This window comes from Streptococcus sp. HMSC067A03, assembly GCF_001814295.1.
In the GTDB taxonomy this organism is placed as follows: Bacteria; Bacillota; Bacilli; order Lactobacillales; family Streptococcaceae; genus Streptococcus; species Streptococcus constellatus.
Window position 1 is genome coordinate 103843 of the sequence record NZ_KV815639.1, and the last position, 24822, is coordinate 128664.

Below are 24822 nucleotides of genomic sequence, written 5' to 3' on the forward strand. Positions count from 1 at the left end.
TTGAGTTTACAAACCAGTTTCGTATGAGGCTGGTTTGATTTTTTATCTAGATTTCATTCTCCAAAACAATTTCCGCAAGCAATAAAAAATGAAAAATTATGCTAAAATAGAAAGAGAACATATTCGGGAGGCAATGATGTCTGTTCAGACAGAAAAAGGAGTATCAAATACTAAGAAAGAATTCGCATTTACATCTAGTTCAATCATTCTGCAAGTTTCAAGAGGAATTTTAGTCGGAATCATCGTGGGTGCAATTGTTGGTTCTTTTCGTTTTTTGATTGAAAAAGGATTTCATATTGTTCAACATTTCTATCAACAAGGCCATGGCAATACCATTTGGTTTGTTTTCATTCTGCTGTTTTATGCTTGTGTCATTTGGATTAGTGCAAAATTAACGCTTTCAGAAAAGAATATTAAAGGTTCTGGAATTCCGCAAGTAGAAGCGGAATTGAAAGGACTGATGAGCTTGTCATGGTGGAGCGTCCTCTGGAAAAAGTATATTCTTGGGGTTTTAGCCATTGCAAGCGGCTTGATGTTAGGGCGTGAAGGTCCAAGTATTCAGCTTGGAGCAATGGGAGGAAAGGGAATTGCCAAATATCTTCATTTAAGCCCTGTGGAAGAGCGTTCTTTGATTGCTAGTGGAGCGGCAGCAGGGCTGGCAGCAGCTTTTAATGCTCCGATTGCGGGTTTACTGTTTGTTATTGAGGAAGTCTATCATCATTTTTCGCGTTTCTTTTGGGTCTCGTCTTTGGCGGCAAGTTTAACGGCGAATTTTGTTTCGCTTATGATTTTTGGAATGACTCCTGTATTAAATATGCCAGATAATATTCCTCTGATGGGGCTAGGGCAATACTGGCTTTATTTGTTGTTAGGAATTTTTCTTGGTTTTTCAGGATTTTTATATGAAAAAGTTGTTCTAGCTATGCCTCGTATTTATGATATGATTGGAGAAGTTTTGCACCTTTCTTCGCAATACTATCCCATTATAGCTTTCTCTTTCATTCTTCCAATAGGGTATTTTCTTCCACAACTTTTAGGTGGTGGCAATCAACTGGTTCTCTCTTTAACCAGTCAACACTATCTGCTATTAACATTAATGATGTTTTTCGTTATTCGCTTTATCTGGAGTATGATTAGCTATGGTAGCGGGCTTCCTGGCGGTATTTTTCTACCCATTTTAGCTCTCGGCTCTCTTCTAGGAGCAATTGCTGGCGTCATTTGTGTGCAATTAGGCTTTGCAACACAAGAGCAATTTCCTATTTTTATTATTTTAGGTATGAGCGGCTACTTTGGTGCAATTTCTAAAGCTCCATTGACAGCAATTATCTTGGTGACTGAGATGGTTGGCGATATACGAAACCTCATGCCTCTTGGTTTAGTGACTTTAGTGGCATACGTTGTAATGGATTTATTGGGCGGAGCACCTGTGTATGAAGCTATGCTAGAACGAATGCTTCCAGATAGTGTGGCAGATGACGGAGAGACGACGCTTATCGAAATTCCTGTCTCTGAAAAAATAGCCGGCAAGCAAGTTCATGAGTTGGAGCTGCCAAGAGATATTCTGATTACCATGCAACACCACAACGGAAAGAACCAAACAGTGAATGGCAGCACGCGCCTGTATCTAGGAGATATGATTTATGTGGTATTGAAAAAATCAGATATTGGACGCATTAAAGATTTACTATTATAAAAGAGGGGGACCTCTTTTTTTAGAATCTGAAAGAATAACTTGCAATTTCCGAACGATAAAAAATATTATACGTCATTATATTGTAATTTCTGTACCTTGTGTTATAATACTAAAGGAAACGTCAGGAAAGGCGTAGCGATGCGAAAGCATAGGTAGGTCATTTTTAGCATAAAATTAAAGGAGAATGATATGCTGAACGAATTTCCTATTTTTGACTACGAAGATATCCAATTGATTCCGAATAAATGTATCATCAAAAGCCGCTCAGAAGCAGATACGACAGTTACTTTTGGGAATCATACTTTTAAACTTCCTGTTGTTCCAGCTAACATGCAAACAATTCTGGATGAAGATGTAGCAGAAAAATTGGCGAAAAGTGGCTATTTCTACATCATGCACCGTTTTGACGAAGCTGGCCGCATTCCTTTCATCAAGCGCATGCATGAGCAAGGACTGATTGCGTCTATTTCAGTTGGTGTGAAAAATTATGAATATGATTTTGTTAGCCAGTTGAAAGAAGATGCACCAGAATATATCACGATTGATATTGCGCATGGACATTCAGATAGTGTGATTGATATGATTCAGCACATCAAAAAAGAACTCCCCGATACTTTCGTGATTGCAGGAAATGTTGGGACACCAGAAGCTGTTCGTGAGCTGGAAAATGCTGGAGCAGATGCAACCAAAGTTGGCATTGGACCAGGAAAAGTTTGTATCACAAAAGTAAAAACTGGCTTTGGTACAGGTGGCTGGCAATTAGCGGCTCTTCGTTGGTGTGCAAAAGCTGCTCGCAAACCGATTATTGCAGACGGTGGTATTCGTACGCATGGCGACATTGCCAAATCCATTCGCTTTGGTGCTACCATGGTGATGATTGGTTCCCTATTTGCAGGTCATATCGAAAGTCCAGGCCAAACGGTCGAAGTAGACGGCAAACAGTTCAAAGAGTATTATGGTTCGGCTTCAGAGTACCAAAAGGGTACGTATAAGAATGTGGAAGGAAAGAAAATTCTTTTACCAGTTAAAGGACATTTAGCTGACACTTTGGTAGAAATGGAGCAAGATTTGCAAAGTGCTATTTCCTATGCTGGCGGAAGAGACTTAGCTGGTCTTAAGCACGTAGATTATGTCATTGTGAAAAATTCCATTTGGAACGGTGATGCGCATTAACAATAAAATAATTACTTATTTATATTACGAATTTGGCGTAATGTTTCTACAAGGCACCTAATGTCTAACAATAAGTAAGTCTTCAACTTTCTTGCTATGTTTTTAGCAAGGAATTTTGTATTCAGTTGGTTAACCAATTGTTTTAGGCTTGCTTTTAGCAAGCCTTTTGTTTTTTCTAAAAGGAGATTTTATGAAATTATTAGAAGAACGTATCCTAAAAGATGGAAATGTTTTAGGAGAAAATATTTTAAAAGTGGATTCATTTCTGACTCACCAAGTCGATTTCAACTTGATGAAAGAAATTGGGAAAGTGTTTGCAACCTATTTTCGCTCGGCTGGTATTACAAAAGTTGTGACAATTGAAGCATCTGGCATCGCACCTGCTATTTATACAGCAGAAGCGTTGGGCGTTCCAATAATTTTTGCGAAAAAGTCAAAAAACATCACTATGACGGAAGGAATTTTAACGACCGAGGTTTATTCTTTTACCAAACAAGTGACAAGTACGGTATCAATTGTAGGGAAATTTTTAAATCGTCACGATAAAGTACTTATTGTCGATGATTTTCTAGCAAATGGGCAAGCAGCTAAAGGGCTGGTTAATATCATTGAACAATCAGGTGCCCATGTGGAAGCGATTGGCATTGTGATTGAAAAATCATTCCAAGAAGGAAGAAAGTTGCTAGAAGAAGATAAGCGAAAAGTCGTTTCGTTGGCTCGTATTCAAAAATTTGAAAATGGAAAAGTTGTATTTATGGAGGCTGATGCATAATGGAACTGAAAGAAGAAAAACATTCACAGGCGGCTGTCTTAGGTTTGCAGCACTTATTAGCAATGTACTCTGGGTCAATCCTTGTACCCATTATGATTGCCGGTGCGCTAGGTTATTCGAGCCAACAGCTGACCTATCTTATCTCCACAGATATTTTTATGTGTGGTGTGGCAACATTCTTGCAATTGCAACTCAATAAATATTTCGGAATTGGCTTGCCAGTCGTACTTGGCGTTGCTTTTCAATCGGTTGCACCTCTGATTATGATTGGTCAAAAACATGGAAGCGGAGCTATGTTTGGAGCGCTCATCGTTTCCGGTATCTACGTTCTTTTGATTGCAGGCATTTTTTCTAAAATTGCTAATTTATTTCCACCAATTGTGACGGGCTCAGTCATTACTACCATTGGTTTAACACTTATTCCTGTTGCGATTGGCAATATGGGAAATAATAGTGAAAAACCAACTGCACAAAGTTTGCTGTTGGCTGCTGTCACGATTTTAATTATACTGTTAGTAAATATCTTTGCGAAAGGCTTTCTAAAATCCATTTCCATTCTGATTGGCTTAATTATTGGAACGATTAGTGCTAGCTTTATGGGCTTAGTAGATTTTGCGCCAGTAACTCAAGCTCCTCTTGTACATGTTCCGACACCGTTTTATTTTGGAATACCTAAGTTTGAACTTTCATCCATCGTCATGATGTGTATTATCGCAACAGTTTCTTTGGTAGAATCAACAGGTGTTTATTTTGCGCTTTCAGATATTACGAATGAAAAGTTAGACAGCATTCGTCTGCGAAATGGTTATCGTGCAGAAGGACTTGCAGTGCTTCTTGGCGGTATTTTTAACACTTTCCCTTATACAGGATTTTCACAAAATGTTGGTTTGGTCAAACTTTCTGGAATAAAAACACGGCTCCCAATTTATTATGCAGCAGGATTCTTAGTCTTGTTAGGATTGGTACCGAAATTCGGCGCTTTGGCACAAATTATTCCAAGTCCTGTACTCGGTGGTGCCATGCTTGTCATGTTTGGTTTTGTTTCTGTCCAAGGAATGCAAATGCTAGCACGAGTTGATTTTGAACACAATGAACATCATTTCTTGATTGCCGCTGTATCTATTTCCGCAGGAGTCGGCCTAAATGGAAGCAATCTTTTTAACAGTTTGCCAACTGGCTTGCAAATGTTTTTCTCAAATGGAATTGTTATGGCGAGCGTCATTGCGATTGTATTGAATCTTAGTTTAAATCGTGAGAAGAGATAAAGCTCGACAAGAGGCTGGGAAGATTTTCTCCTAGCCTTTTTGACTATTCCAATTGCTTATAGTATAGTTAAGAGAGAAAGAACTGTTTGAGGAGATTTTATGTACCAAACTCGCAATTTAAAAGAACGAATGATATTATTCGTCTCAATTTTTTTGCCAATTTTGATTTATCAACTTGCCAATTTTTCAGCCTCTTTTGTAGACACAACAATGACGGGACATTACCATACTTTACATCTAGCCGGAGTTTCAATGGCGACTAGTTTATGGAGTCCTTTCTTTACTTTTTTAACTGGCATTATCTCAGCTTTGGTTCCAATTATTGGGCATCATTTAGGACAAAATCGAGAAGAAAAAGTCGCTTCTGATTTTTATCAGTTTATTTATTTATCTCTTGGCTTGTCTCTTCTCTTGTTCGGCCTCGTTTTTTTAGGCGGACCGCTGGTTTTGTCCAACATGAACTTAGAACCTTTAGTAGCAAAAGTTGCTATACATTATCTCTGGTATTTAGCGTTTGGAATTATCCCGTTACTTTTATTTAGTGTTGTTCGCTCTATATTAGATGCTTTAGGTTTGACAAGACTATCTATGTATCTAATGTTACTTCTGTTGCCATTGAATGCTAGCTTTAACTATATTCTAATTTATGGTGCTTTTGGATTTCCAGAAATGGGCGGAGCAGGAGCAGGGTTAGGCACTTCATTGGCCTACTGGGTACTGCTAATTCTTTCAATGGTCGTTGCAAAAAGACACTCTAAAATCAAAAAATATCAATTATGGAAAATTCGTCCTTTAGACAAAAAAGGGTTGCTGGAAGGCATGCGCCTAGGTTTTCCTATTGGAGGGACCGTTTTTGCAGAAGTTGTGATATTTTCAGTTGTCAGTTTACTCATGGCAAAATTTTCTTCATTAGTCATTGCCAGTCACCAATCTGCTATCAATTTTTCAAATCTTATGTATGCTTTCCCCATGAGTATTTCTAATGCAATGGCGATTATCGTATCTTACGAAATTGGTGCTCAACGACTGGATGACGTGAGAAAATATTGTACTCTTGGGAGAGTGACCGCACTGGGATTTGCTATTTTCACACTGACATTTTTATATCTTTTTCGTCATCAAGTCGCTTCATTGTATGGAACGAACAAAGAATTCATTCGTCTGACATCGGTTTTCTTAACTTATAGTTTGTTTTTTCAATTAGCAGATACTTTTGCAGCGCCTCTGCAAGGAATTTTACGCGGTTATAAGGATACAAAAGTGCCATTTTATTTGGGATTGATTGGTTATTGGGGGGTGGCGTTGCCTATTGGATTACTATTAGATCACATCACAAATTTAGGTCCCTTTGCTTATTGGTTTGGCTTAATTGTCAGTCTGGTTGTTAGTGGCATTTTATATCAACTCCGACTTAACCATATTCAAAAAAGAAATTAGGTTATATACCGCACATGCTTTCTTACTATTTTGAAACAAAAAGAATCTCAGATTTTTATCCAAGATTCTTTTTTTGTTATTTTGTACGCATTTCTCCTTGTGGGAAATAACTTCCTTCTGGCATATCATTAATAATGACATGAACAGCCGATTGTGGTGCGCCAGTATTTTTCACGACAGCAGCAGTAATTTCTTTTGCAAGAGCTTTCTTTTGTTCTAACGTGCGTCCTTCAAATAAATCAATTCTGACAAATGGCATGTTGTTTCTCCTTTTTATCTTTGATATTTTTATTTTATCATAAATTAGGTTTTAAAGCGTGTCAGAATATGGTAAAATAAGAAATATTAAAAATTGGAGAATTTGGAACGAATTAAAGAAAATGGCTCAGTTGTATTATAAATATGGCACGATGAATTCGGGCAAAACAATCGAAATTTTAAAAGTAGCACACAACTACGAAGAACAAGGCAAAGGTGTTGTCATTATGACGAGCGCACTTGATACACGTGACGGTTTCGGCGTTATTTCTAGTCGTATCGGAATGAAGCGAAAAGCAATTGCGATAGCAGAAGATACTGATATTTTCCGCTTTATTCAAGAAATGCCCGAAAAACCTTATTGTGTATTGATTGATGAAGCGCAGTTTCTATCTCGTCATCATGTCTATGATTTGGCAAGAGTAGTTGATGAATTAAATGTACCAGTTATGGCTTTTGGTTTGAAAAATGATTTTCGCAATGAGTTGTTTGAAGGCTCCAAATATCTCCTGCTTCTAGCAGATAAAATTGATGAGATTAAAACCATTTGTCAATTTTGCTCCAAAAAAGCAACCATGGTATTGAGAACAACGAATGGTAAGCCGGTCTATGAAGGGAAACAGATTCAAATCGGTGGGAATGAAACATATATTCCTGTCTGTCGGAAGCATTATTTTAAACCAGAAATAGAGGAAATGAGAAGTGAAGGAGAAAATAGCAAACGATGAATATCTATGAACAGTTACAAGCCGTTGAAGATCGTTACGAAGAGCTGGGGGAGCTTTTGAGTGACCCTGATGTTGTCAGTGACACCAAGCGTTTTATGGAATTGTCCAAAGAAGAAGCGAGTACGCGCGATACGGTAGCAGCTTATCGTGAATATAAAAGGGTTCTTCAAAATATTACAGATGCGGAAGAAATGATTAAAGATGCTACTGGCGATGCTGATTTGGAAGAAATGGCAAAGCAAGAGCTCAAAGATGCAAAAGCTGAAAAAGAAGAATACGAGGAAAAATTGAAAATTCTTCTTTTACCAAAAGATCCAAACGATGATAAAAACATCATCTTAGAAATCCGTGGTGCAGCAGGAGGTGATGAAGCTTCACTCTTTGCTGGTGATCTTCTGACAATGTATCAAAAATACGCCGAATCGCAAGGATGGAAATTTGAGGTTATGGAAGCCTCCATGAATGGAGTCGGTGGCTTCAAAGAAGTAGTAGCGATGGTTTCTGGTCAATCCGTGTATTCCAAATTAAAATACGAATCAGGTGCTCATCGCGTACAACGTGTCCCAGTAACAGAAAGTCAAGGACGAGTTCACACTTCAACAGCAACCGTCTTAGTTATGCCTGAAGTTGAAGAAGTGGAATATGATATTGATCCAAAAGATCTTCGAATTGACATTTATCACGCTTCTGGTGCTGGCGGTCAGAATGTCAACAAAGTTGCAACAGCCGTTCGGATCGTTCATTTGCCGACAAATATTAAGGTTGAAATGCAGGAAGAACGAACCCAACAAAAGAATCGCGACAAAGCTATGAAGATCATTCGTGCGCGCGTAGCGGACCATTTTGCGCAAATTGCGCAAGACGAGCAAGATGCTGAGCGAAAATCAACTATTGGTACTGGAGATCGCTCAGAGCGAATTCGTACCTATAATTTCCCACAAAATCGTGTGACAGATCATCGTATTGGTTTAACGCTGCAAAAGCTAGATACGATTTTAGCTGGCAAACTGGATGAAGTTGTTGATGCCTTGGTATTGTATGACCAAACACAAAAACTAGAAGAATTGAATAAATAATGAAATTAGCTCAAATTCTTGCTGAAATGGAAAAACAGCTTGAAGCAGTTGGCGAAGAAGCTGAAAGTCTCTCCTTTACTTTTCAAGTTTTGAGAAACTTATCTTTTACCCAATTTGTGTTGAAAATGCAGGCAGAAGCAACAGAAGATGATATAGAATTACTGAAAAAGATTCAATCTCAATTATTAGTTCATAGACCTGCCCAATACATTATTGGGAACGCAGAATTTCATGGACATTCGTTCAAAGTAGATGAACGAGTGCTAATTCCCCGACCAGAAACTGAGGAATTGGTCAACCTTATCTTGTCTGAAAATCAAAATAGCAGTCTGAAAGTTTTGGATATTGGCACTGGAAGTGGAGCAATTGCTCTATCTTTGGCTGCTGAGCGTGCGAATTGGCAGGTCACGGCTTCCGACATTTCCCAAGATGCTCTGGATTTGGCGCAAGAAAATGCGGAAGCAATTGATGTAGCAATTGATTTTGTTCAGTCTGATTGTTTTCAGGCAATTACAGGAAAGTATGATATTATTGTATCCAATCCGCCCTATATTTCAGAGACGGACAGAGAAGAAGTAGGACTAAATGTACTTGCTTCAGAACCTCATCTTGCTCTTTTTGCTGAAGAAGACGGGTATGCTGTTTATCGAAAAATTGCTCAGAACGCCCAAAAACATTTGACAGAAAAAGGAAAAATCTATCTCGAAATTGGCTACAAACAAGGGGAACATGTAAAAAAAATATTTGAGTCTGCATTTCCAAAAATGAGAATTCGTGTCTTGCAAGATCAATTCGGAAAAGATAGAATGGTAGTGGTAGATCGTGGATAAAATTGAAGAAACGTTGAGTAGCGGAGGAGCAGTCGTATTGCCAACAGAAACGGTATATGGTTTATTTTGTAAGGCATTGGACGAGCAGGCTGTCAATCATGTCTATGATTTAAAAGATAGACCTCGCAACAAAGCTTTGAATTTAAATGTTTCAAGTTTAGAAGATATTTATCAATTTTCCAAACATCAGCCTCAGTATCTAGAAAGGCTTTACCGATCTTTTCTACCCGGTCCTTTAACTATTATTTTACAAGCTAATGAACAAGTTCCAACTTGGGTAAATTCAGGTATGAAAACAATTGGTTTTCGTGTTCCTAGTCATCCTAAAACATTGGACTTGATTAGAAAATTTGGACCTCTCATTGGTCCGTCCGCAAATTTATCTGGAAAGAGTAGCGGAGTAAACTTCCAGCAAATTATGACCGATTTCAATCACGAAGTTCTTGGTATAGAAGATGATGCTTTTCTAACAGGACAGGATTCAACTATTTTGGATTTATCTGGTGAAACAGCATATATTCTACGCCAAGGTGCTGTCACTTGCGAAGAAATTCTCGCTAAAATTCCAGAAATTCACTTCTAAACCTTGACTAAATAGGTTTTAGCCCCGCTTTAAGAGAAGGGAGACTCTTATGATTTTTGACCATAAAAACTATAAAGAATATGACGCTGAGCTTTGGGAAGCCATTGCTGCAGAAGAAAAACGTCAGCAAAACAATATTGAATTGATTGCTTCAGAAAACGTTGTTTCAAAAGCTGTTATGGCAGCACAAGGTTCTATTTTAACCAATAAATATGCCGAAGGTTATCCAGGTCGTCGCTATTATGGTGGTACGGACGTTGTGGATGTGATTGAGACATTAGCAATTGAACGTGCTAAAGAAATTTTTGGAGCAAAATTTGCCAATGTTCAACCCCACTCAGGCAGTCAGGCGAATTGTGCGGCTTATATGGCCTTAATTGAGCCAGGTGATACAGTAATGGGAATGGATCTTGCAGCAGGCGGACATTTGACACATGGCGCAGCTGTTAGCTTCTCTGGGAAAACCTATAACTTTGTGTCTTATAATGTCGATCCTGAAACGGAACTTTTAGATTTTGAGGCTATTTTGGCACAAGCTAAAGAAGTCAAACCTAAATTGATTGTTGCAGGTGCTTCTGCCTATTCACATATTATTGATTTTGCTAAATTCCGTGAAATTGCAGATACTGTCGGAGCCAAACTCATGGTAGACATGGCTCATATTGCCGGTTTAGTTGCTGCTGATTTGCATCCAAGTCCAGTACCGTATGCACATATTACGACAACTACCACTCATAAAACCCTTCGAGGCCCTCGCGGCGGTCTCATTTTAACCAATGATGAAGAATTGGCGAAAAAGGTCAATTCTGCAATCTTCCCAGGCATTCAAGGAGGACCACTAGAGCATGTTGTGGCAGCTAAAGCAGCTGCTTTCAAAGAAGTATTGGATCCAGATTTTAAAGTTTATGCTCAGCAGATTTTGGATAATGCTAAGGCAATGGTTCAAGTATTCCAGCAACATGCTAATTTTCGTGTCATTTCAGGTGGTACGGAGAATCATCTTTTTCTTGTAGATGTGACCAAAGTCGTTGAAAATGGAAAAGTCGCTCAGAACCTTTTGGATGATGTCCATATCACTCTCAACAAAAACTCTATCCCTTATGAAACCTTATCTCCATTTAAAACAAGTGGCATTCGTATCGGAACTGCAGCTATTGCAGCTCGTGGCTTTGGGGTAGCTGAAAGTACTAAAGTAGCAGAATTGATCATCAAAACTTTAGAAAATGCAGAGAATGAAGCTGTTTTACAGCAGGTTCGTGCAGAAGTTAAAGAATTGACCGATGCCTTTCCACTATATGAGGACTGAAATGGACATTTACGTAAAAAAAGCTATTATTCATCAATTTAGTCCGTCAGACACCGACCTTCTTTTAGCAGATAAATATCTCAATATTACTCCTAAAATTGAGGAATATCTCCGTAAGAAGATTGAACATGTCTATTCGGATGAAGCCAAAACGGGTATTTTTACCGAAGCTAGTGTCTTTTTATCACATATTACAAAAGACCTTTTAGAAACTTCTATCACTATTGCCAATCTCTGGAAAGAGGAATTTTTGGTAAGCGAAAATCAGAAAACCAACGATTTGATTTTTGTTCAATTTGACAAGGAAGGAGTCGAGCATTTTGCTTTTTTGCGCATTGCTCTACGAGAAACACTCACTCATTTGAGTGGAGAAGTAGACAATCCTATTAAGATCACCCAGAACAACTTGCCGGGATTTGGTACAGGTGCTGATGAAGCCTTGGTTATTAACCTTCAATCTCGTAAATACCATTTGATTGAAAAACGGATTAAATACAATGGCGCTTTCCTCAATTATTTTTCTGATAATCTATTACAAGTCAATCCTAAAACTTCGCCTAAAAAATCTATTAAAGCCTTAGAAAAAACTGCTCAAAAAGTCGCAGAAACTTTTAAACAGGATGATTTTCAATTTCAATCCAAGGTTAAATCATCTATTTTTAAAAACTTAGAAGAAAACGATGAATTGTCGCCAGAAAAACTAGCCGATGAACTATTTGATAACAATCTTACAGCTCGCTTGACTTTCATTGATCAAGTTAAGGAAGTCATTCCAGAAACTATTAAATTCGATGAAATTGATAGTAGCCGTCAGAAGAAAAAATTTGAAAATCAAAAGCTCTCTCTTTCAAATGGGATTGAACTCATTGTCCCCAATAACATCTATCAAGATGCGGAATCCGTAGAGTTCATACAAAACGAGAATGGAACCTATTCCATTCTCATCAAAAACATAGAAGATATCCAAAGTAAATAATGTTTAAAATTCTTAGAAAATTGATCCTTCTCATTCTTTTAATCTTTGTTGGTTACAAGCTTGTTCAAGTTCATCATGATGTCAAGCAAGTGATGACCTACCGTAGCTTAGTGAGAGAAGTGCTAGACGAGCAAGATACTGCAGCCAATGAGGAACTAGTCCTTGCTATGATTTACACAGAAACAAAAGGAAAAGTTTCTGATGTCATGCAATCTAGTGAAAGTGCGACGGGTCAGAAAAACTCTATTTTAGATAATAAAGAAAGCATTCGTCAAGGTGTTCAGACCTTATCTGCGAATCTAAATGTAGCTCAAGAAAAGAAAGTAGATGTTTGGACCGCTGTACAAGCCTATAACTTTGGTCGAGCTTACATCGATTATATTGCAAAACACGGTGGCGAAAATACCCTTGATTTGGCAAAAAAATATTCCAAAAATATTGTTGCACCAAGTTTAGGAAACGTGACTGGAAAGACATATTCTTATTATCATCCCATTGCACTCTTACATGGTTCTAAACTCTATATCAATGGAGGAAATTTCTATTACTCTCGTCAAGTTCGGATGAATATGTATATCATGAAAGTGATGAATTGGTTTTAATGTACTAAACTTAGTGGTCTGAGGCTACTAAGTTTTTTCAATCAGATAAATTGTTATTTATATTGTTCCATGCTATACTTAAATAAATATCTTATAGAAAGAGACGGTGGAATGATGAAGAAAATAGTTCTAATTACAGGGATTTTAACGATTTTAATCGCTATATCTGCTGTATTTTTTTATCGTGTCAATGCTGAAGGAAAACTAAATAAACAAAAGTATATACAATCGACTACACCAACGCTTTTCTTTCATGGTTATGGAAGCAGTGCTAATGCCGAACGACACATGACAAATGCTGCTAAGAAAGCTGGAGTGACCAATACTATCATTCGCGCAAATGTAGATAGAAACGGTCAAGTGACTTTGAAAGGAAAAATCCCTAAAGGAGCTATTAATCCGATCGTAGAAGTGAACTATGAGGATAACCGCAATCCAAATAAGGTCAGCCAATATGCAAAAGCAGTGGTTACTAAACTGCAGCAAACCTATGGCTTTAAGAAAATGAATATGGTTGGTCATTCTCTTGGAAATATGTCCATTCTCTATTACCTTTTAGAATATGGACAAGATGAAAGTTTGCCACAGTTACAAAAGCAAGTCAATATCGCAAATTTCGCAGCTGGTTTACAGGTGATGGGAGTTTCTTCTGATTTAAAAGTTGATGAAAAAACTGGTAAGCCAAATCAAACAAGTGCGATTTTTCAAAAATTATTAGGTTTACGCGAAATTTTTCCTCAAAAACAAATTGATGTTTTGAATATCTACGGGGATTACAAAAACGGGTCAGATGGCTCCGTTTTAAATGCAGCATCTCGTGCTTTAAAATATCTCGTAGCGGATAATGCCAAATCATATCAAGAAAAGAAAATTACCGGCGCTTTGGCTCAGCATAGCAAATTACACGAAAACCCAGAAGTAGATAAAATACTGATTCAATTTTTGTGGGGAAAATAAAGTAACAAATTAAAAAAGCTAAACTTTAAGAAATAAGAAGTTTAGCTTTTCTGTTTCTATTCCCACTCGATATTTAAATGATTCACACAATACCTAGTAAAATCAATATTAAGGGCGAATATATTGTTATAAAAGGCAGGGAAAACGGCAGGATTATGTCAAAATTGGGTGTATCCATAATTGACAATAACAAGTGAGATAAGTTATTCATCTGAGTTATAAAAAATACATGACAAAAAAGGGGACAACCAATGAAAATAGGATATATCAGAGCATCAACTAAAGACCAAAATCTAGCTAGACAGATTGAAATGATGAAGAAAGAGCGCGCTGACAAGATATTCAGTGAAAAAGTCAGCGGTAAAGATATGAACCGTAAAGAATTAAAAAATCTATTGAAATTTGCAAGGGAGGGGGATGAAATTATAGTAGCTTCTCTTGATAGATTAGGTAGAGATTATCAAGATATAAAAGAAATTGTCAGACAATTACAACAAAGGCGTATCAAGTTAACTATAATTGATGCGCCTTTTTTAAATTTCAATACAGGAAACAATACACTAGATACAGCTATGTTTGACATGTTTCTATCCTTATTAGGCTACATAGCACAAAACGAACGTGAAAAAATTTTAGAAAGGCAGCGTCAAGGTATCCAATTAGCTAAACAACGCGGTGTTTATAAGGGGCGCCCTATGCAGTATCATGAACATGCTAAAAATGCTAAAGATAAGTTAATCTACCAAAATGTTAAACGAATGCTTGATGAACAAATTCCTGTTACTCAAATAGCTAAGGAAAATGGTATATCAAGACAGACAGTGTATATTATTCAGAAAAGAATTAGATAAAGAGTAGTTCTTAATTGCAATCAATGGTCTTTTTGTTGATTTTGTCTAGGTCATTTAGCAGTTGATTTGTCTTAGAAAGGGTAGTTAAATTTATTGTAGGGGGGATTATTTAAAAATGGCATTAGAACAAACACACCCTAGTGATTGGAATAAAATTTATATGGAGTTGGCTTCATTGATAGGAAAAGAAAATACTATTCTGTTATACACTCATTATAAAGGAGCTTATATTAATTTTCCCATGAGATTGTTATCAAAGGAGGGATTACAAAGAATAGTTTATTCCGAATTTAATGGAAATAATTCAAGAGATATTGCAAAAAAATACGGGTATTCTGTTAGGCATATTAATAGAGTAGTACAAGAAAAAAGTAGTAGTAAGTAAATGGAGGATGTTATATATGTTTTGTAAAACATGCGGAAAAGAAGTAAATCAAAATGCTGAATTTTGTTTAAACTGTGGGGTAAATCCACAAACCGGAAATGCGTATTGTTATAATTGTGGAGTAAACACAAATCCAGAACAAGTTGTTTGTGTTGCGTGTGGAGTTAATCTTGAAAAAAATGTATCACGTAATGCCGACAGTAATGATGCAAAAGCGTTCTGTAAAGGTTGTGGAAGTAAAGTTAATGAAAAAGCCGAAATATGCACATCTTGTGGTATTAATCCGTTAAACGGACATAATTATTGTCAAAATTGCGGAGCTACAACTACAGCTGAGCAAGAGGTTTGTACATCATGCGGCGTAAGGGTTAGTGGTAAAGCAAGAAATAGAGAATCTTCTAAATATACGACTTCAGACTCTTCATATAAGTCATATTCAGAATATTATCAAAACGAATTTTCTGCTATAGAAAGAAGTAATGAAGAATATCAAGGGAAGTTTAATTGGTTGGCATTTTTGTTCACACCAATTTGGTTACTTACAAAAGGTATGTGGCAACTAGCGTTAATAGTTTCTGTCATTTATTTCTTTCCCCTTGTTGGAGTGCTGGTTGCTCTAATTTTTTGTTTCTTAATTGGACGTAAGGCGAACTATCTATACTATAGAAAAGAGAAATATGGAGAGCAATTACCGAAAGATTGGAGTATATTCTTCGATTTTATTAATCAGAAATAGTAGAACACAATTCTAACAATAAAAGACATAGTACTTTTTTGAAAAAGGTGCTGTGTCTTTTATTATTTACAGTAAAATATATAAAGAAAAACTATTAAAATGGAACATATAGAAAAAGTTAAAGAAATATTGCAACGCTTAGAATCTCAAACTCCTATTGATTATTCACAGATAGCCAGCGAAAGTTATGAATTATTTGTATCTGAATTAGATAGAAGGCTGTTACCTGTAAATTGTGATAAATTATTGATAGATGACAAAGTAAGAGTATATTACTATGCTTATGATGAATTGATTGTATATGTCATAACTCATATTAGAACAGATATTCCGATTATAACTGGATTATTGGTCGAAAATAAATTACAAGCATATATTATAAATTAGAAGGAGGTAAATATGTTTTGGAAAAAATTAACACTAGATATTATTGTATTGATAACAACCTCGTATTTAAATGAGTTACAGCAAAATAGAAAGGAGAAAAAGAAGGCATATAATGGCAAAAAAACAGTCAAATGCTAATATCAAAATAGAAATTATAGAGTCTAGCAATAGACAGCATAGATATGTTCTTAGTAAACAATGGAATAATAAGCCTATGGTTACAGTGCTAACTTTATACCCTAGTTCTAGTAATTTGGTAGGAGATGATATGACAATGATGTTAATTACTAAAAATGTTTATAAGCTGGGGTATGGTGGCTTTTATAGTGTAAACTTATTTTCTAAGTATGATATTGATAAGAAAAACTATTTGAAAGCAACTAATGTAGATAACGATGACCATATATTGGAATGCGTGAAAAAATCATCTGAAATAATATTTGCTTATGGCTCATTACCCTTAAAAAATAAACAAGTAGCTTACCGACTTGATAACCTGTATCATTTGCTCGAAAATAATCAATTAGATGATAAAATAAGGTATTTAACAGACGAACATCAAGAGTTTTGTTTTCATCCATTGGCTAGTCAAGTAAGGAAAAAGTGGTATAATGTTAGTAAAAAAGGAGTAAGCTAGATGGTGAACAATAATGGAAATATTACGATAAGAGAGATAAAAGAAAATATTTTTTATGTATATGAATATCAAAGCAAGCTTATGGATAGTGATTCTGGAGAAAAACAAGGAAGAAAAGTACGAGTAGGTATATTTGATAATAAAATAGAGAAATATTTCTATCGTAGGCTACTTGCTTGTATAATCATTTTAAAACATTCTAAAGAATTTCAAAAATATCATTCTAATATTTTTGAAAATATTATTACTCAAGTAAGAAATGAGAGCTATTTCCCCGAATCTTTGAGTAATTTACAAAACATAGACAGCTATATGAGATTTACTCGAAATAATATAGATGATATAGAAATTTCTAGTAAACCAGTAGTATATCTTTTATTTATCCTTATTTCATTCTATAACCTGAATAATCTATTAAATGATTTTTATTTGATATTTAATCGTACCTTTACATATGAAAAACAACAATTAGAAATCCAAGATTGGGATAGTTTAATAAAAGACGATTTCTTATTAAATATGCTTATTTTTGGTCTTGATGAATTGGAATTAAGTGAGAACTCCGAAAAGTACTTTGAGTCACTTCAAGATAAATACATAGAAAAGCAAAAATTTTATCATCAAGTGATTAAAAGCAAGGAGCTAAATGTTTCCTCTAAGTTATATAGAAGTATTGATGTGGAAAAGTTCCTGATTGAAGAGAAAGATAAAATGATATTAGAAAATAACAAGTTATTCGATTACTTAAATGAAATGACAGATGAAGAGAGAGAGGATACTGAGAAATTAATATTAAGTTTATTTGTATTTGAAATTTCAGATAAGTTAAAACAAGAAATAGCTAACAGGTCAATTCTAGAGGAGTGGGTCACTAGTAAGAAGATTTCTTTACCTGATGCTCTTAATAAATCAAGAAAAGATGGTTTTAATAACCTAAATGAATATCAAAAGCTTCAGCCTCTAGAACAAATATACCGCTATATAGACGAAGAAATCGCTAATATCCTTGAAAATAAAAATATATCTTGTAAATTAAAACCTTTCTTCTATTAACATAAAATCCAATAAATGTCAACCCTATCTCTGTTTTGAGTTGGGGGATTTTTTATTTAAGATACGTCATATAATATAACCATCTCCTGCGCAAGAGAAATTATATATTAAAAAAAGGATGGTATCTAAATATGAGTAGTACCTTTATCAATGATTTAGTGTGTCAAGTGTGTCAAAATGAAATATCCAATGATGCAATTGTTTCAGAAGTAGGACGAACATTAGGAGTATTAAGTAATTATGGCATTCAAAAAATTAATTTGCGTTTTTTAGGTGAAAAATCACCTAAAAATCAAGTGTGTCAAATTGATGAATTTGATGTGTCTACAGGTGTGTCAATTGATACAAAATATGCTTACTATACTACGTTTAATAAAATTCATGATGATTGTAAGACAGGAAATGTAGCAATTAAAGATAGTGATATTTCTTCGTACCGATTTATGTTGATAGATATTGACCCTGAGCGTCCGAGCGGGGTGTGTGCTACAAAGGAAGAAAAGCAATCTGCCATAACCGTGGCCGATAATATTCTACAATGGTTCGAAGTTAATGGAATAACAATACATCATATAATTATTGCAGATTCAGGAAATGGCATTCACTTATTAATACCGTTAAACTTCCTCTCATCAGTTATGACTAAAGATAAAATAAAATTAATTTTAAATTTACTAAATCAAAAATTTTCAAATAAACAGTCTAAAATTGATGTTACAGTATATAACCCTAGTCGCATTACTCGCTTATACGGAACACTGAATTGTAAGGGAGAGAATACTTCTGAAAGACCGTACCGTCAAAGTAAACTGCTTTATGTTCCCAACGAGACATCAGATGGTTTAACGGAAGAAAATTTAAATTCACTAATTTCTCAATTAAAAGAGACACTTCCTGAGCAAGAAAACAAAACAACAGCTAAAAATGGGGAACAGGTTAATGAGAAACCTTATATATTAGCGAAAGGTGAAGAATGGCTAAAATATTATAATTTAGAGTTTCATTCATATAAAGAAGATGAACATGGCACTAAATTATATCCATTCAAAACTTGCCCAATGAAAGAGCATTCAAATACTGATAGTGGAGCATGTTTCACCATAACTAAATATGGAAGATGTAGGTTTAAGTGTCTCCATGCTAGTTGCTCAAGTAAAACTATTAATGATTTCATATCTAAATATCCATGCCCCGAGGAATTCTTATTAAAAGAATCTTCGACAAGTAGGAAAGAGGTACCAACTCTAGAGGATTTAATTAATGGGAAGAGATACAACTTTGGAGATTACGAAGTTAGTAAATCTGGTATATATAAAATCTCTGATAAAAAGACTGAAATCATATCATCCACTCCATTCTTTATTTCCAAAAGTTTCTTCAATATTGACACAAACCACTTTCAATATGAGTTTCAGTATCTAATTCAAGGTAAAAAGAATACCCAAAAAATATTAGGAATCACTCTATCACCTTATAAGATTTCTGATTTAACAAAATTCGGTATTATTTTAGCATCAGCACCTCAGAAAGTTATTGAATATCTGAATTATCAGTTAAAAACAGTCCCTATTCAGAATATCCATTCATATGTCGGGTGGAAAACAAACGATTCAGACACATTAACTTTCAGGTTGGATAGAAATTATGGAGATACAGAAGTAAGTCTACTAGTAGATAACTCTCTCTTTAATTTGTCGTCACGAGGAACATTTGAAGAATGGAGACAAATGGTCCTTGATAATGTACTTGATAGCAATATGGAGATTGCATTATGTGTGGGTTTTAGTTCAATCGTACTAGGATACCTAGCAATCACTGATAAGCCTGATATCGGAAGCTTAATCGTCAATTTCTACGGGCAATCAACAAGCGGTAAGACAACAGCACTGCATTTAATTAATAGTATTTACTCTAGTCCAGTAAATAACATGTATTCATTCAGTGCTACTCAGAATGCTTTACTTGCTATTTTGAATGAAAATAGAGGAGTAGTGACTACAATTGACGAGTTGTCAGCTTCAAGAAGTACAGACCTATCGGAACTATTGTATCAAATCGGACAAGGTCGAAGTCGCTTACGGCTAAATTCCTCTTCTACGCTATCTGAACAGCTACGATTCAATACTGTAATCGCTACAACCTCGGAGGTACCGATGGCAAACTACCTTAATTCAAATCAAGGATTGCATATGAGATATATAGAACTTTCTTCAGAGGAAGCTTGGACAAAAAATGGAGCTATTGCTGATGATATCAAACTAAGATGTTCTCAGCACTATGGAGTAGCCAGTGATGCATTCATGGAAAAAATTTTTAAACATGAACAGGGAACTGGATACATAAAAAAAGTGTATCAAACAGCCTATACTGAACTACTAGAGAAACTTCCAGAAAGTAACTTTAAGACCCGAATATGCACACTATATGCCATTATTTATAGTTCTGCAATTCTGGTTAAGGAATTGCTAGACATAGATATCGACAAAAAGAGGGTTTGCGAGTTTTTAATAAAGACAGAGAAAGAAACTTTAGATAAAAGAGGTGAAATCCCTTCTGATTTATATGATAAGATAGTGGATTATACTTTATCTCACGCTGGACTATTCAACATCAAGGAGGGATACTCGATAGGTGGAAAGAAAATAGGAATGATTAAAGCTCAGAAAGGAACGTATAGAGTCTATTTCTTCAGAGAGGAGTTCGTCAAGATGTTGAAAAAAGAATTCTCTATTTCTAACGTTGAAAAAGCCATCCAACTGTTAATAAGTCAGAATAAATGGATAGCGGATAAGAGGCGAAGTGTAAAATATGTAACCTATGAAAATCATAAAATCGCAATGTATTGCTTAGAGTTACCAATGCACTGGAGAAATTTTGCAATAGAGGCAGAGATAATAAGGGGGTATTAAGAATGGAAACGATAGATTACACTGCACTCATTAAATTGGGGTATAGACAACATACAGCCAAAAATATTATTAGACAAGCTAAATGTTGGCTTGTTGAAAACGGGTATGAATTCTATCTCAATAAACGTTGTGGAGTTGTTCCAACCTATGCTGTAGAAAAAATAATAGGAATTAAAATTGAAGGGGGCAGTTGTAATGGGTAAAACAAAATATCCTTGTGTATATAAAAATGATAAAACTGGATTTTATTACTACAGTGTAGAACTGGGTGTAGACAGAATTACAGGAAAACGAATTCAGAAAAAATCCTCTAAGTCAGCAAAAGGCAATCCTTTCCGTACAGCTAAAGAAGCGTATGAGGAGGTTACCAAAATAAAACTGGAGTATCATAAAGTGAAGAATTATAGTGATTATGATATAACCTATGAACGATTTATGAAAGAAAATTATCTGCCAATGTATGAAAAAAGCGTAGAACAAGGAACATGGCTTTCTAAACAGCCTGCACTAAACTTGTTAGTTCAGATATTTGGAAAAATAAAGTTAAGGAACATCACTCTTACTGATTGTGAAAAATTCAGAGTATATCTTTTGACACATAACCAATACTCACAGAGCTATGCGTCAATGATATATGGAGTATTTAGAAAGACTCTAGATTATGCGGTAAAAATACAATATCTTGAAACGAACCTTTCTAAACAGACGGATGCAATTTCTAAAGGACGAACAACAGTAGCTTACTGGACTAAGGCAGAGTTTGAGAAGGTACTGACAAGCTTTTACATAGATGACCTTTATGAGCATATGTCGTTTATCGCAATCTGGTTATATTATATGACTGGAATTAGAGTATCTGAGGGATTAGCATTAAAATGGGCGGATATAGACTTAGAAAATAAAAAAATGCGAATACACGGTACATTAGAAATGAGAGGTAAAGCAAATTATAGAGTAAAGAGTTATACAAAAACTGTTAGTAGTCAGCGTACTATTTCCTTAGATGATACAACTATTCAACTGTTGGTTAAATGGAAACAGCGACAAGAAAAGCAATATATAGGTCCGTTCATCATCAGTTATTCAAAAGCACCACTACACCGTTCAACAATTAATAGAATTATTAAGCGTCATGCTGATATCAGCGGTGTCCATCAAATACAGGCCAAAGGATTAAGACATAGCCATGCAAGTTATCTTATCAATGAGCATAATATTGATGTCTTAGTTATTTCTCGAAGACTAGGGCATTCAAGCCCAGAGATAACACTAAAACACTATGCGCACCTATGGTCAAGGAATGATGAAAGTGTTGCACAAGCTATAGAAGGCGATATTGATATCAAATATGGTGTTGAGAGTAAAGTAAAGTTTAAAGGTAACCAAGTAATTAAGAAAAAATGAATATAGAAATTAACCCCCAACGCATAAAATTTAGCGTTGGGGGTTAAAAGCAGGGATATGGGCAGGGAATAACTTAACTAAAAGTTGCGGTAAGTATATGAAATAACGTGTCAATCCTTGTAAAACCAATAAAAAATATTTAAATATTATAGTTGACTTATTCCCACTCAACGATAAAATAAATTCTAATTATCGTTGATTTTTCAGTATTTTTAGCTATTTTGATTTATTTTGGAGACAATTTTGGCGACCTTTTAGATAATGCTTGGTTGCCATTAAATTGTATCATTGTTTTGTTTGCATGCTTAATTGAAATTAAGCCAGTCATTTCGTCAGCTAGTTCTTTATCAACACCTGACCATAAGTGAGCGTAGTGTTTCAATGTAATTTCAGGGGAAGAATGCCCTAAACGTTTAGAGACTATAAGAACAGAAGCGTTTAATTCATTGATAAGATAAGAAGCGTGAGAATGTCTTAATTCTTTAGCTTGTATTTCTGGAACGTTTGCTAATTTTGCATATCGTTTGATTATTCTTGATATAGTAGATTTCAGCATGGGATTTCCATCATAACTAAGAACGAAATTTATTTTTCCCAAACTTGCTTGGCGTTCTTTCCAATTTTTGAGTACAGCAATCGTATCATCATCTAATGAGATGGTTCGCAAGCCAGAATCTGTCTTAGTGTGATTTTGTCGAAGCCAGTTTGATTTGTTCTTTATAATCAACATATGATTAACCGTAAGCTGTTTTTTATCAAAGTCAATGTTATTCCACCACAAAGCAGTACCTTCGTTTACACGCAATCCTGTACAAAAATAGAGCCATAATAAAACGAAGCATAGATGTTCATAGAAATCATCAATATAGATATGACTGATAACTTCTTCAAAATCTTGTTTTGTCCAATATTGAGAATGTGTTTTACCTTTTGGGATTGCTTTAACTTTCATTGAAACATTCGTATCAAGAAATTGCATACTTACAGCAAACTCTAAAGTTTTACGAAATATTCCAAAAGTTAAACTAGCGTATGATTGAGAGTAATTCCCACCATTTTTTGAGAGGAGCCATGTTCTGAAACTCTGTACATCCCTAATAGAAATATCTTTGAGTTTCTTTTTCCCAAATCGCTTTATAACTAAATTTAATGTAGGTTGGCGTGTAGAATATGTATGCTCACTAACTTCTGATTGATAATATGGTAAATAGGTCGTATTCATGAACTGCTCGTAAGTCATATCATAATTTGAATAGCCGTGTGATTGTAAGTAGTCATTTTTCACTCTAATAGCTTCTATGTATGCTTCCTTAACAGATGAAAATTTCTTTCCGTTAGCATTTTTTCGTGCTTTTTTCTTAATACGTTTACCAGTAATATTATCAGTTCCTAAACTAACCTCATAATAGTATTGTCCTTTCTTGTCAATATAGACATCTTGAAAATTTGTCTTTGCCATAAGTTACCTCTTTCAATCGTGTAACTTAAAGCCAAGAATTTCTTCAACAGCATCAACTGGAACAGTACCTAGTCGTCTATTTCTATAAAGTGTATATCCCTGTTTTACCAAATTATTTTTAGTTTGTCTAATAATTTGTTGAGCAGTAGCTTTGGGAAAACCAAGTTCAACTAAATATACATAATCAATTGTTTTAATGTTCATCTTGCTATCCTCTTGAGATTTATTATAAAATATGAGACAATAGCAACAACAGAAGTAGTTGTTGGCTATTTTTGTTGAGTGTTTGGGTTATCGTTGTTAGTTTGGTCGCTGGCATTGATAACCTTTTTATTTTTCAAGTTCATATTATCAAAAATTGTATTAATAATCCGTTCCATTGCTGTATCTTTATCTAATACCTCGGTAGCAGTAGAAAATGAATACGAATGAAAAACTGGGAAAGCGTTTTGTCCTTCAACTTGTTCATTCTTTTCTGGAACTGAGAGTAGAAATTTATCCGATTCTGGAATATAGACTTGATAATCAAATCGTCTAATAAATTGCCCATTGTCCTCATTTTTATTACCTACAGCTTGAGAGAAAAAAACACTTGGTAGCAATGTGCTTGTGATAATAATTAGCTTAGCAGAACCCATTTTATTATGATATCGAGCTGATATAGGCGAAATCATGAAAGGGTCGGTTAGTTTGAGCCAATCTGACACAGAAAGACTGTCACCTCTTATATCATCCAAAAATAGAATATCTTGTCCTTGATATTCATCAAATGCGTTCCTTGAAGCGGTGAGACAATAGGATATATTATAGTCATAGTTTTCTTTAGCAATATTTTGCAAATGGTGAATCAATTCCATACTAAATTTAGTTTTTCCAACTCCACTATCCGCCATAATAAATAGAGCAGATTTTTTATAGTTTCCTGTTTCTAAATCTATAATAGCCTGATAACTTTTGCGTTCTCCGACTGTATCTAATGCTTCATTAATTCTCCTCTTATGCTGACCATAGATAGCGTAATACTCATCCGTAAGAAGAATATTACTTTTACTGATTTCTCCTGCTAGAATTTTTTCAATTAACCAATCTACACTGAGGTCAGTCTCTTTAGCTTTTTTGGTTGCTCTACCTCTGACCCACGTTTCAATTTTCCTTTGATATATACTTTTATAGCTTTCGCCAAGAACAGTAATAACTTCATCTGGAGAATACTGATATTTTTCAGGAAAATCCTTGGCATGTACCATATATGCCAAACAATTATCATAACCATATCGACCAGATTTTAATCTTTCAAGATACTGTGGTTCAACACCAATAGCAAGAGCGATTTTCTTTAATGATG

At 35.1% G+C, this 24822-nt stretch carries 26 protein-coding genes and 1 riboswitch; of the genes, 22 read left to right on the forward strand and 4 right to left on the reverse strand.

Annotated elements, in window-relative coordinates:
• Positions 1-136 precede the first annotated feature (136 nt).
• The 5 genes from HMPREF2963_RS00525 to HMPREF2963_RS00545 all read left to right on the forward strand — a co-directional run bounded on the left by HMPREF2963_RS00525 (position 137) and on the right by HMPREF2963_RS00545 (position 6340).
• Entirely contained in the window at positions 137-1693 is a 1557-nt protein-coding gene (locus tag HMPREF2963_RS00525; protein ID WP_070667987.1) for a ClC family H(+)/Cl(-) exchange transporter, read from the forward strand.
• 189 nt (positions 1694-1882) lie between these two features.
• Positions 1883-2866 (forward strand): GMP reductase, encoded by a 984-nt coding sequence (gene guaC, locus HMPREF2963_RS00530; protein WP_003069129.1) that lies wholly within the window; start codon positions 1883-1885, stop codon positions 2864-2866.
• Positions 2862-2957, forward strand: a riboswitch (purine riboswitch). (Overlaps the previous gene by 5 nt.)
• A gap of 99 nt (positions 2958-3056) precedes the next feature.
• Complete coding sequence (locus HMPREF2963_RS00535; protein ID WP_003069126.1) at positions 3057-3638, forward strand: xanthine phosphoribosyltransferase; 582 nt, start codon at positions 3057-3059, stop codon at positions 3636-3638.
• Positions 3638-4903: a nucleobase:cation symporter-2 family protein gene (locus tag HMPREF2963_RS00540; RefSeq protein WP_003069124.1), complete on the forward strand. Its 1266-nt coding sequence runs from the start codon at positions 3638-3640 to the stop codon at positions 4901-4903. Before HMPREF2963_RS00535 ends, HMPREF2963_RS00540 begins: the two co-directional genes overlap by 1 nt.
• A 99-nt stretch (positions 4904-5002) precedes the next feature.
• A complete protein-coding gene (locus HMPREF2963_RS00545; RefSeq protein ID WP_070667989.1) occupies positions 5003-6340 on the forward strand; it encodes an MATE family efflux transporter in 1338 nt (445 codons plus the stop codon).
• A 76-nt stretch (positions 6341-6416) separates the two neighbouring features.
• Here the strand turns inward: HMPREF2963_RS00545 and HMPREF2963_RS00550 are convergent, their stop codons facing one another.
• Positions 6417-6617 carry a 4-oxalocrotonate tautomerase gene (locus HMPREF2963_RS00550; protein ID WP_261786447.1) on the reverse strand — a complete coding sequence of 67 codons (201 nt, stop codon included), beginning with the start codon at positions 6615-6617 and terminating at the stop codon, positions 6417-6419.
• A 103-nt stretch (positions 6618-6720) separates the two neighbouring features.
• Between HMPREF2963_RS00550 and HMPREF2963_RS00555 the strand changes: the two genes are divergently transcribed.
• The 17 genes from HMPREF2963_RS00555 (at position 6721) to HMPREF2963_RS00635 (ending at position 22018) form a co-directional block, all read left to right on the forward strand.
• Positions 6721-7326: a thymidine kinase gene (locus tag HMPREF2963_RS00555; protein WP_070667991.1), complete on the forward strand. Its 606-nt coding sequence runs from the start codon at positions 6721-6723 to the stop codon at positions 7324-7326.
• Positions 7323-8402, forward strand: coding sequence for a peptide chain release factor 1 (gene prfA / locus HMPREF2963_RS00560; protein WP_049517428.1), 1080 nt, complete (start codon positions 7323-7325; stop codon positions 8400-8402). Before HMPREF2963_RS00555 ends, prfA begins: the two co-directional genes overlap by 4 nt.
• Complete coding sequence (gene prmC, locus HMPREF2963_RS00565) at positions 8402-9232, forward strand: peptide chain release factor N(5)-glutamine methyltransferase (protein ID WP_070667993.1); 831 nt, start codon at positions 8402-8404, stop codon at positions 9230-9232. Before prfA ends, prmC begins: the two co-directional genes overlap by 1 nt.
• Entirely contained in the window at positions 9225-9815 is a 591-nt protein-coding gene (locus tag HMPREF2963_RS00570; protein ID WP_070667995.1) for an L-threonylcarbamoyladenylate synthase, read from the forward strand. The genes prmC and HMPREF2963_RS00570 overlap by 8 nt, the downstream gene beginning before the upstream one ends.
• A 49-nt stretch (positions 9816-9864) precedes the next feature.
• The gene (glyA, locus tag HMPREF2963_RS00575) at positions 9865-11121 is read left to right on the forward strand and encodes a serine hydroxymethyltransferase (protein ID WP_070667997.1); all 1257 of its coding nucleotides are present in this window, start codon (positions 9865-9867) and stop codon (positions 11119-11121) included.
• Position 11122: 1 nt separating this feature from the next.
• A complete protein-coding gene (locus HMPREF2963_RS00580; RefSeq protein ID WP_020997781.1) occupies positions 11123-12097 on the forward strand; it encodes a nucleoid-associated protein in 975 nt (324 codons plus the stop codon).
• Positions 12097-12699, forward strand: a complete 603-nt coding sequence (locus HMPREF2963_RS00585; protein WP_070667999.1) for a lysozyme family protein — start codon at positions 12097-12099, stop codon at positions 12697-12699. Before HMPREF2963_RS00580 ends, HMPREF2963_RS00585 begins: the two co-directional genes overlap by 1 nt.
• A 111-nt stretch (positions 12700-12810) precedes the next feature.
• A complete protein-coding gene (locus tag HMPREF2963_RS00590) occupies positions 12811-13656 on the forward strand; it encodes an alpha/beta hydrolase (protein ID WP_006269538.1) in 846 nt (281 codons plus the stop codon).
• A 251-nt stretch (positions 13657-13907) separates the two neighbouring features.
• The gene (locus HMPREF2963_RS00595) at positions 13908-14507 is read left to right on the forward strand and encodes a recombinase family protein (protein ID WP_049508564.1); all 600 of its coding nucleotides are present in this window, start codon (positions 13908-13910) and stop codon (positions 14505-14507) included.
• A 115-nt stretch (positions 14508-14622) separates the two neighbouring features.
• Positions 14623-14892 (forward strand): Mor transcription activator family protein, encoded by a 270-nt coding sequence (locus HMPREF2963_RS00600; RefSeq protein WP_018543484.1) that lies wholly within the window; start codon positions 14623-14625, stop codon positions 14890-14892.
• Positions 14893-14908: 16 nt separating this feature from the next.
• Complete coding sequence (locus HMPREF2963_RS00605; RefSeq protein WP_070668001.1) at positions 14909-15628, forward strand: DUF2628 domain-containing protein; 720 nt, start codon at positions 14909-14911, stop codon at positions 15626-15628.
• A gap of 99 nt (positions 15629-15727) precedes the next feature.
• Positions 15728-16015 (forward strand): hypothetical protein, encoded by a 288-nt coding sequence (locus HMPREF2963_RS00610; protein WP_003033100.1) that lies wholly within the window; start codon positions 15728-15730, stop codon positions 16013-16015.
• A gap of 112 nt (positions 16016-16127) precedes the next feature.
• On the forward strand, positions 16128-16652 hold the full coding sequence (locus HMPREF2963_RS00615; protein WP_070668003.1) for a DUF1643 domain-containing protein: 525 nt from the start codon (positions 16128-16130) through the stop codon (positions 16650-16652).
• On the forward strand, positions 16653-17705 hold the full coding sequence (locus HMPREF2963_RS00620; protein WP_020999604.1) for a hypothetical protein: 1053 nt from the start codon (positions 16653-16655) through the stop codon (positions 17703-17705).
• Positions 17706-17836: 131 nt separating this feature from the next.
• Positions 17837-20614, forward strand: coding sequence for a DUF927 domain-containing protein (locus tag HMPREF2963_RS00625; protein WP_070668005.1), 2778 nt, complete (start codon positions 17837-17839; stop codon positions 20612-20614).
• Positions 20615-20616: 2 nt separating this feature from the next.
• Positions 20617-20817: a DUF3173 family protein gene (locus HMPREF2963_RS00630; RefSeq protein WP_003033034.1), complete on the forward strand. Its 201-nt coding sequence runs from the start codon at positions 20617-20619 to the stop codon at positions 20815-20817.
• On the forward strand, positions 20810-22018 hold the full coding sequence (locus HMPREF2963_RS00635) for a tyrosine-type recombinase/integrase (RefSeq protein ID WP_003033026.1): 1209 nt from the start codon (positions 20810-20812) through the stop codon (positions 22016-22018). Before HMPREF2963_RS00630 ends, HMPREF2963_RS00635 begins: the two co-directional genes overlap by 8 nt.
• Positions 22019-22244: 226 nt before the next feature.
• Here the strand turns inward: HMPREF2963_RS00635 and HMPREF2963_RS00640 are convergent, their stop codons facing one another.
• The 3 genes from HMPREF2963_RS00640 to HMPREF2963_RS00650 form a co-directional block, all read right to left on the reverse strand.
• Positions 22245-23477 carry a tyrosine-type recombinase/integrase gene (locus HMPREF2963_RS00640; RefSeq protein ID WP_006267701.1) on the reverse strand — a complete coding sequence of 411 codons (1233 nt, stop codon included), beginning with the start codon at positions 23475-23477 and terminating at the stop codon, positions 22245-22247.
• Between the two features lie 12 nt (positions 23478-23489).
• Positions 23490-23681, reverse strand: coding sequence for a DUF3173 domain-containing protein (locus HMPREF2963_RS00645; RefSeq protein ID WP_006267754.1), 192 nt, complete (start codon positions 23679-23681; stop codon positions 23490-23492).
• Between the two features lie 65 nt (positions 23682-23746).
• The coding region (locus HMPREF2963_RS00650; RefSeq protein ID WP_083312510.1) for a P-loop NTPase family protein at positions 23747-24822 on the reverse strand (1076 nt) is incomplete at its 5' end.

Excerpts from the sequence above, each read along its gene's own strand:
- HMPREF2963_RS00645 (WP_006267754.1), bottom strand. The coding sequence starts at position 23,681 with ATGAACATTAAAACAATTGATTATGTATATTTAGTTGAACTTGGTTTT.
- HMPREF2963_RS00595 (WP_049508564.1), top strand. The coding sequence starts at position 13,908 with ATGAAAATAGGATATATCAGAGCATCAACTAAAGACCAAAATCTAGCT.
- HMPREF2963_RS00545 (WP_070667989.1), top strand. The coding sequence starts at position 5,003 with ATGTACCAAACTCGCAATTTAAAAGAACGAATGATATTATTCGTCTCA.
- HMPREF2963_RS00580 (WP_020997781.1), top strand. The coding sequence starts at position 11,123 with ATGGACATTTACGTAAAAAAAGCTATTATTCATCAATTTAGTCCGTCA.
- HMPREF2963_RS00585 (WP_070667999.1), top strand. The coding sequence starts at position 12,097 with ATGTTTAAAATTCTTAGAAAATTGATCCTTCTCATTCTTTTAATCTTT.
- HMPREF2963_RS00600 (WP_018543484.1), top strand. The coding sequence starts at position 14,623 with ATGGCATTAGAACAAACACACCCTAGTGATTGGAATAAAATTTATATG.
- HMPREF2963_RS00610 (WP_003033100.1), top strand. The coding sequence starts at position 15,728 with ATGGAACATATAGAAAAAGTTAAAGAAATATTGCAACGCTTAGAATCT.
- HMPREF2963_RS00635 (WP_003033026.1), top strand. The coding sequence starts at position 20,810 with ATGGGTAAAACAAAATATCCTTGTGTATATAAAAATGATAAAACTGGA.
- HMPREF2963_RS00555 (WP_070667991.1), top strand. The coding sequence starts at position 6,721 with ATGGCTCAGTTGTATTATAAATATGGCACGATGAATTCGGGCAAAACA.
- HMPREF2963_RS00535 (WP_003069126.1), top strand. The coding sequence starts at position 3,057 with ATGAAATTATTAGAAGAACGTATCCTAAAAGATGGAAATGTTTTAGGA.
- HMPREF2963_RS00630 (WP_003033034.1), top strand. The coding sequence starts at position 20,617 with ATGGAAACGATAGATTACACTGCACTCATTAAATTGGGGTATAGACAA.
- prmC (WP_070667993.1), top strand. The coding sequence starts at position 8,402 with ATGAAATTAGCTCAAATTCTTGCTGAAATGGAAAAACAGCTTGAAGCA.
- HMPREF2963_RS00590 (WP_006269538.1), top strand. The coding sequence starts at position 12,811 with ATGATGAAGAAAATAGTTCTAATTACAGGGATTTTAACGATTTTAATC.
- HMPREF2963_RS00540 (WP_003069124.1), top strand. The coding sequence starts at position 3,638 with ATGGAACTGAAAGAAGAAAAACATTCACAGGCGGCTGTCTTAGGTTTG.
- HMPREF2963_RS00615 (WP_070668003.1), top strand. The coding sequence starts at position 16,128 with ATGGCAAAAAAACAGTCAAATGCTAATATCAAAATAGAAATTATAGAG.
- HMPREF2963_RS00525 (WP_070667987.1), top strand. The coding sequence starts at position 137 with ATGTCTGTTCAGACAGAAAAAGGAGTATCAAATACTAAGAAAGAATTC.
- HMPREF2963_RS00640 (WP_006267701.1), bottom strand. The coding sequence starts at position 23,477 with ATGGCAAAGACAAATTTTCAAGATGTCTATATTGACAAGAAAGGACAA.
- glyA (WP_070667997.1), top strand. The coding sequence starts at position 9,865 with ATGATTTTTGACCATAAAAACTATAAAGAATATGACGCTGAGCTTTGG.
- guaC (WP_003069129.1), top strand. The coding sequence starts at position 1,883 with ATGCTGAACGAATTTCCTATTTTTGACTACGAAGATATCCAATTGATT.
- HMPREF2963_RS00620 (WP_020999604.1), top strand. The coding sequence starts at position 16,653 with ATGGTGAACAATAATGGAAATATTACGATAAGAGAGATAAAAGAAAAT.
- prfA (WP_049517428.1), top strand. The coding sequence starts at position 7,323 with ATGAATATCTATGAACAGTTACAAGCCGTTGAAGATCGTTACGAAGAG.
- HMPREF2963_RS00625 (WP_070668005.1), top strand. The coding sequence starts at position 17,837 with ATGAGTAGTACCTTTATCAATGATTTAGTGTGTCAAGTGTGTCAAAAT.
- HMPREF2963_RS00605 (WP_070668001.1), top strand. The coding sequence starts at position 14,909 with ATGTTTTGTAAAACATGCGGAAAAGAAGTAAATCAAAATGCTGAATTT.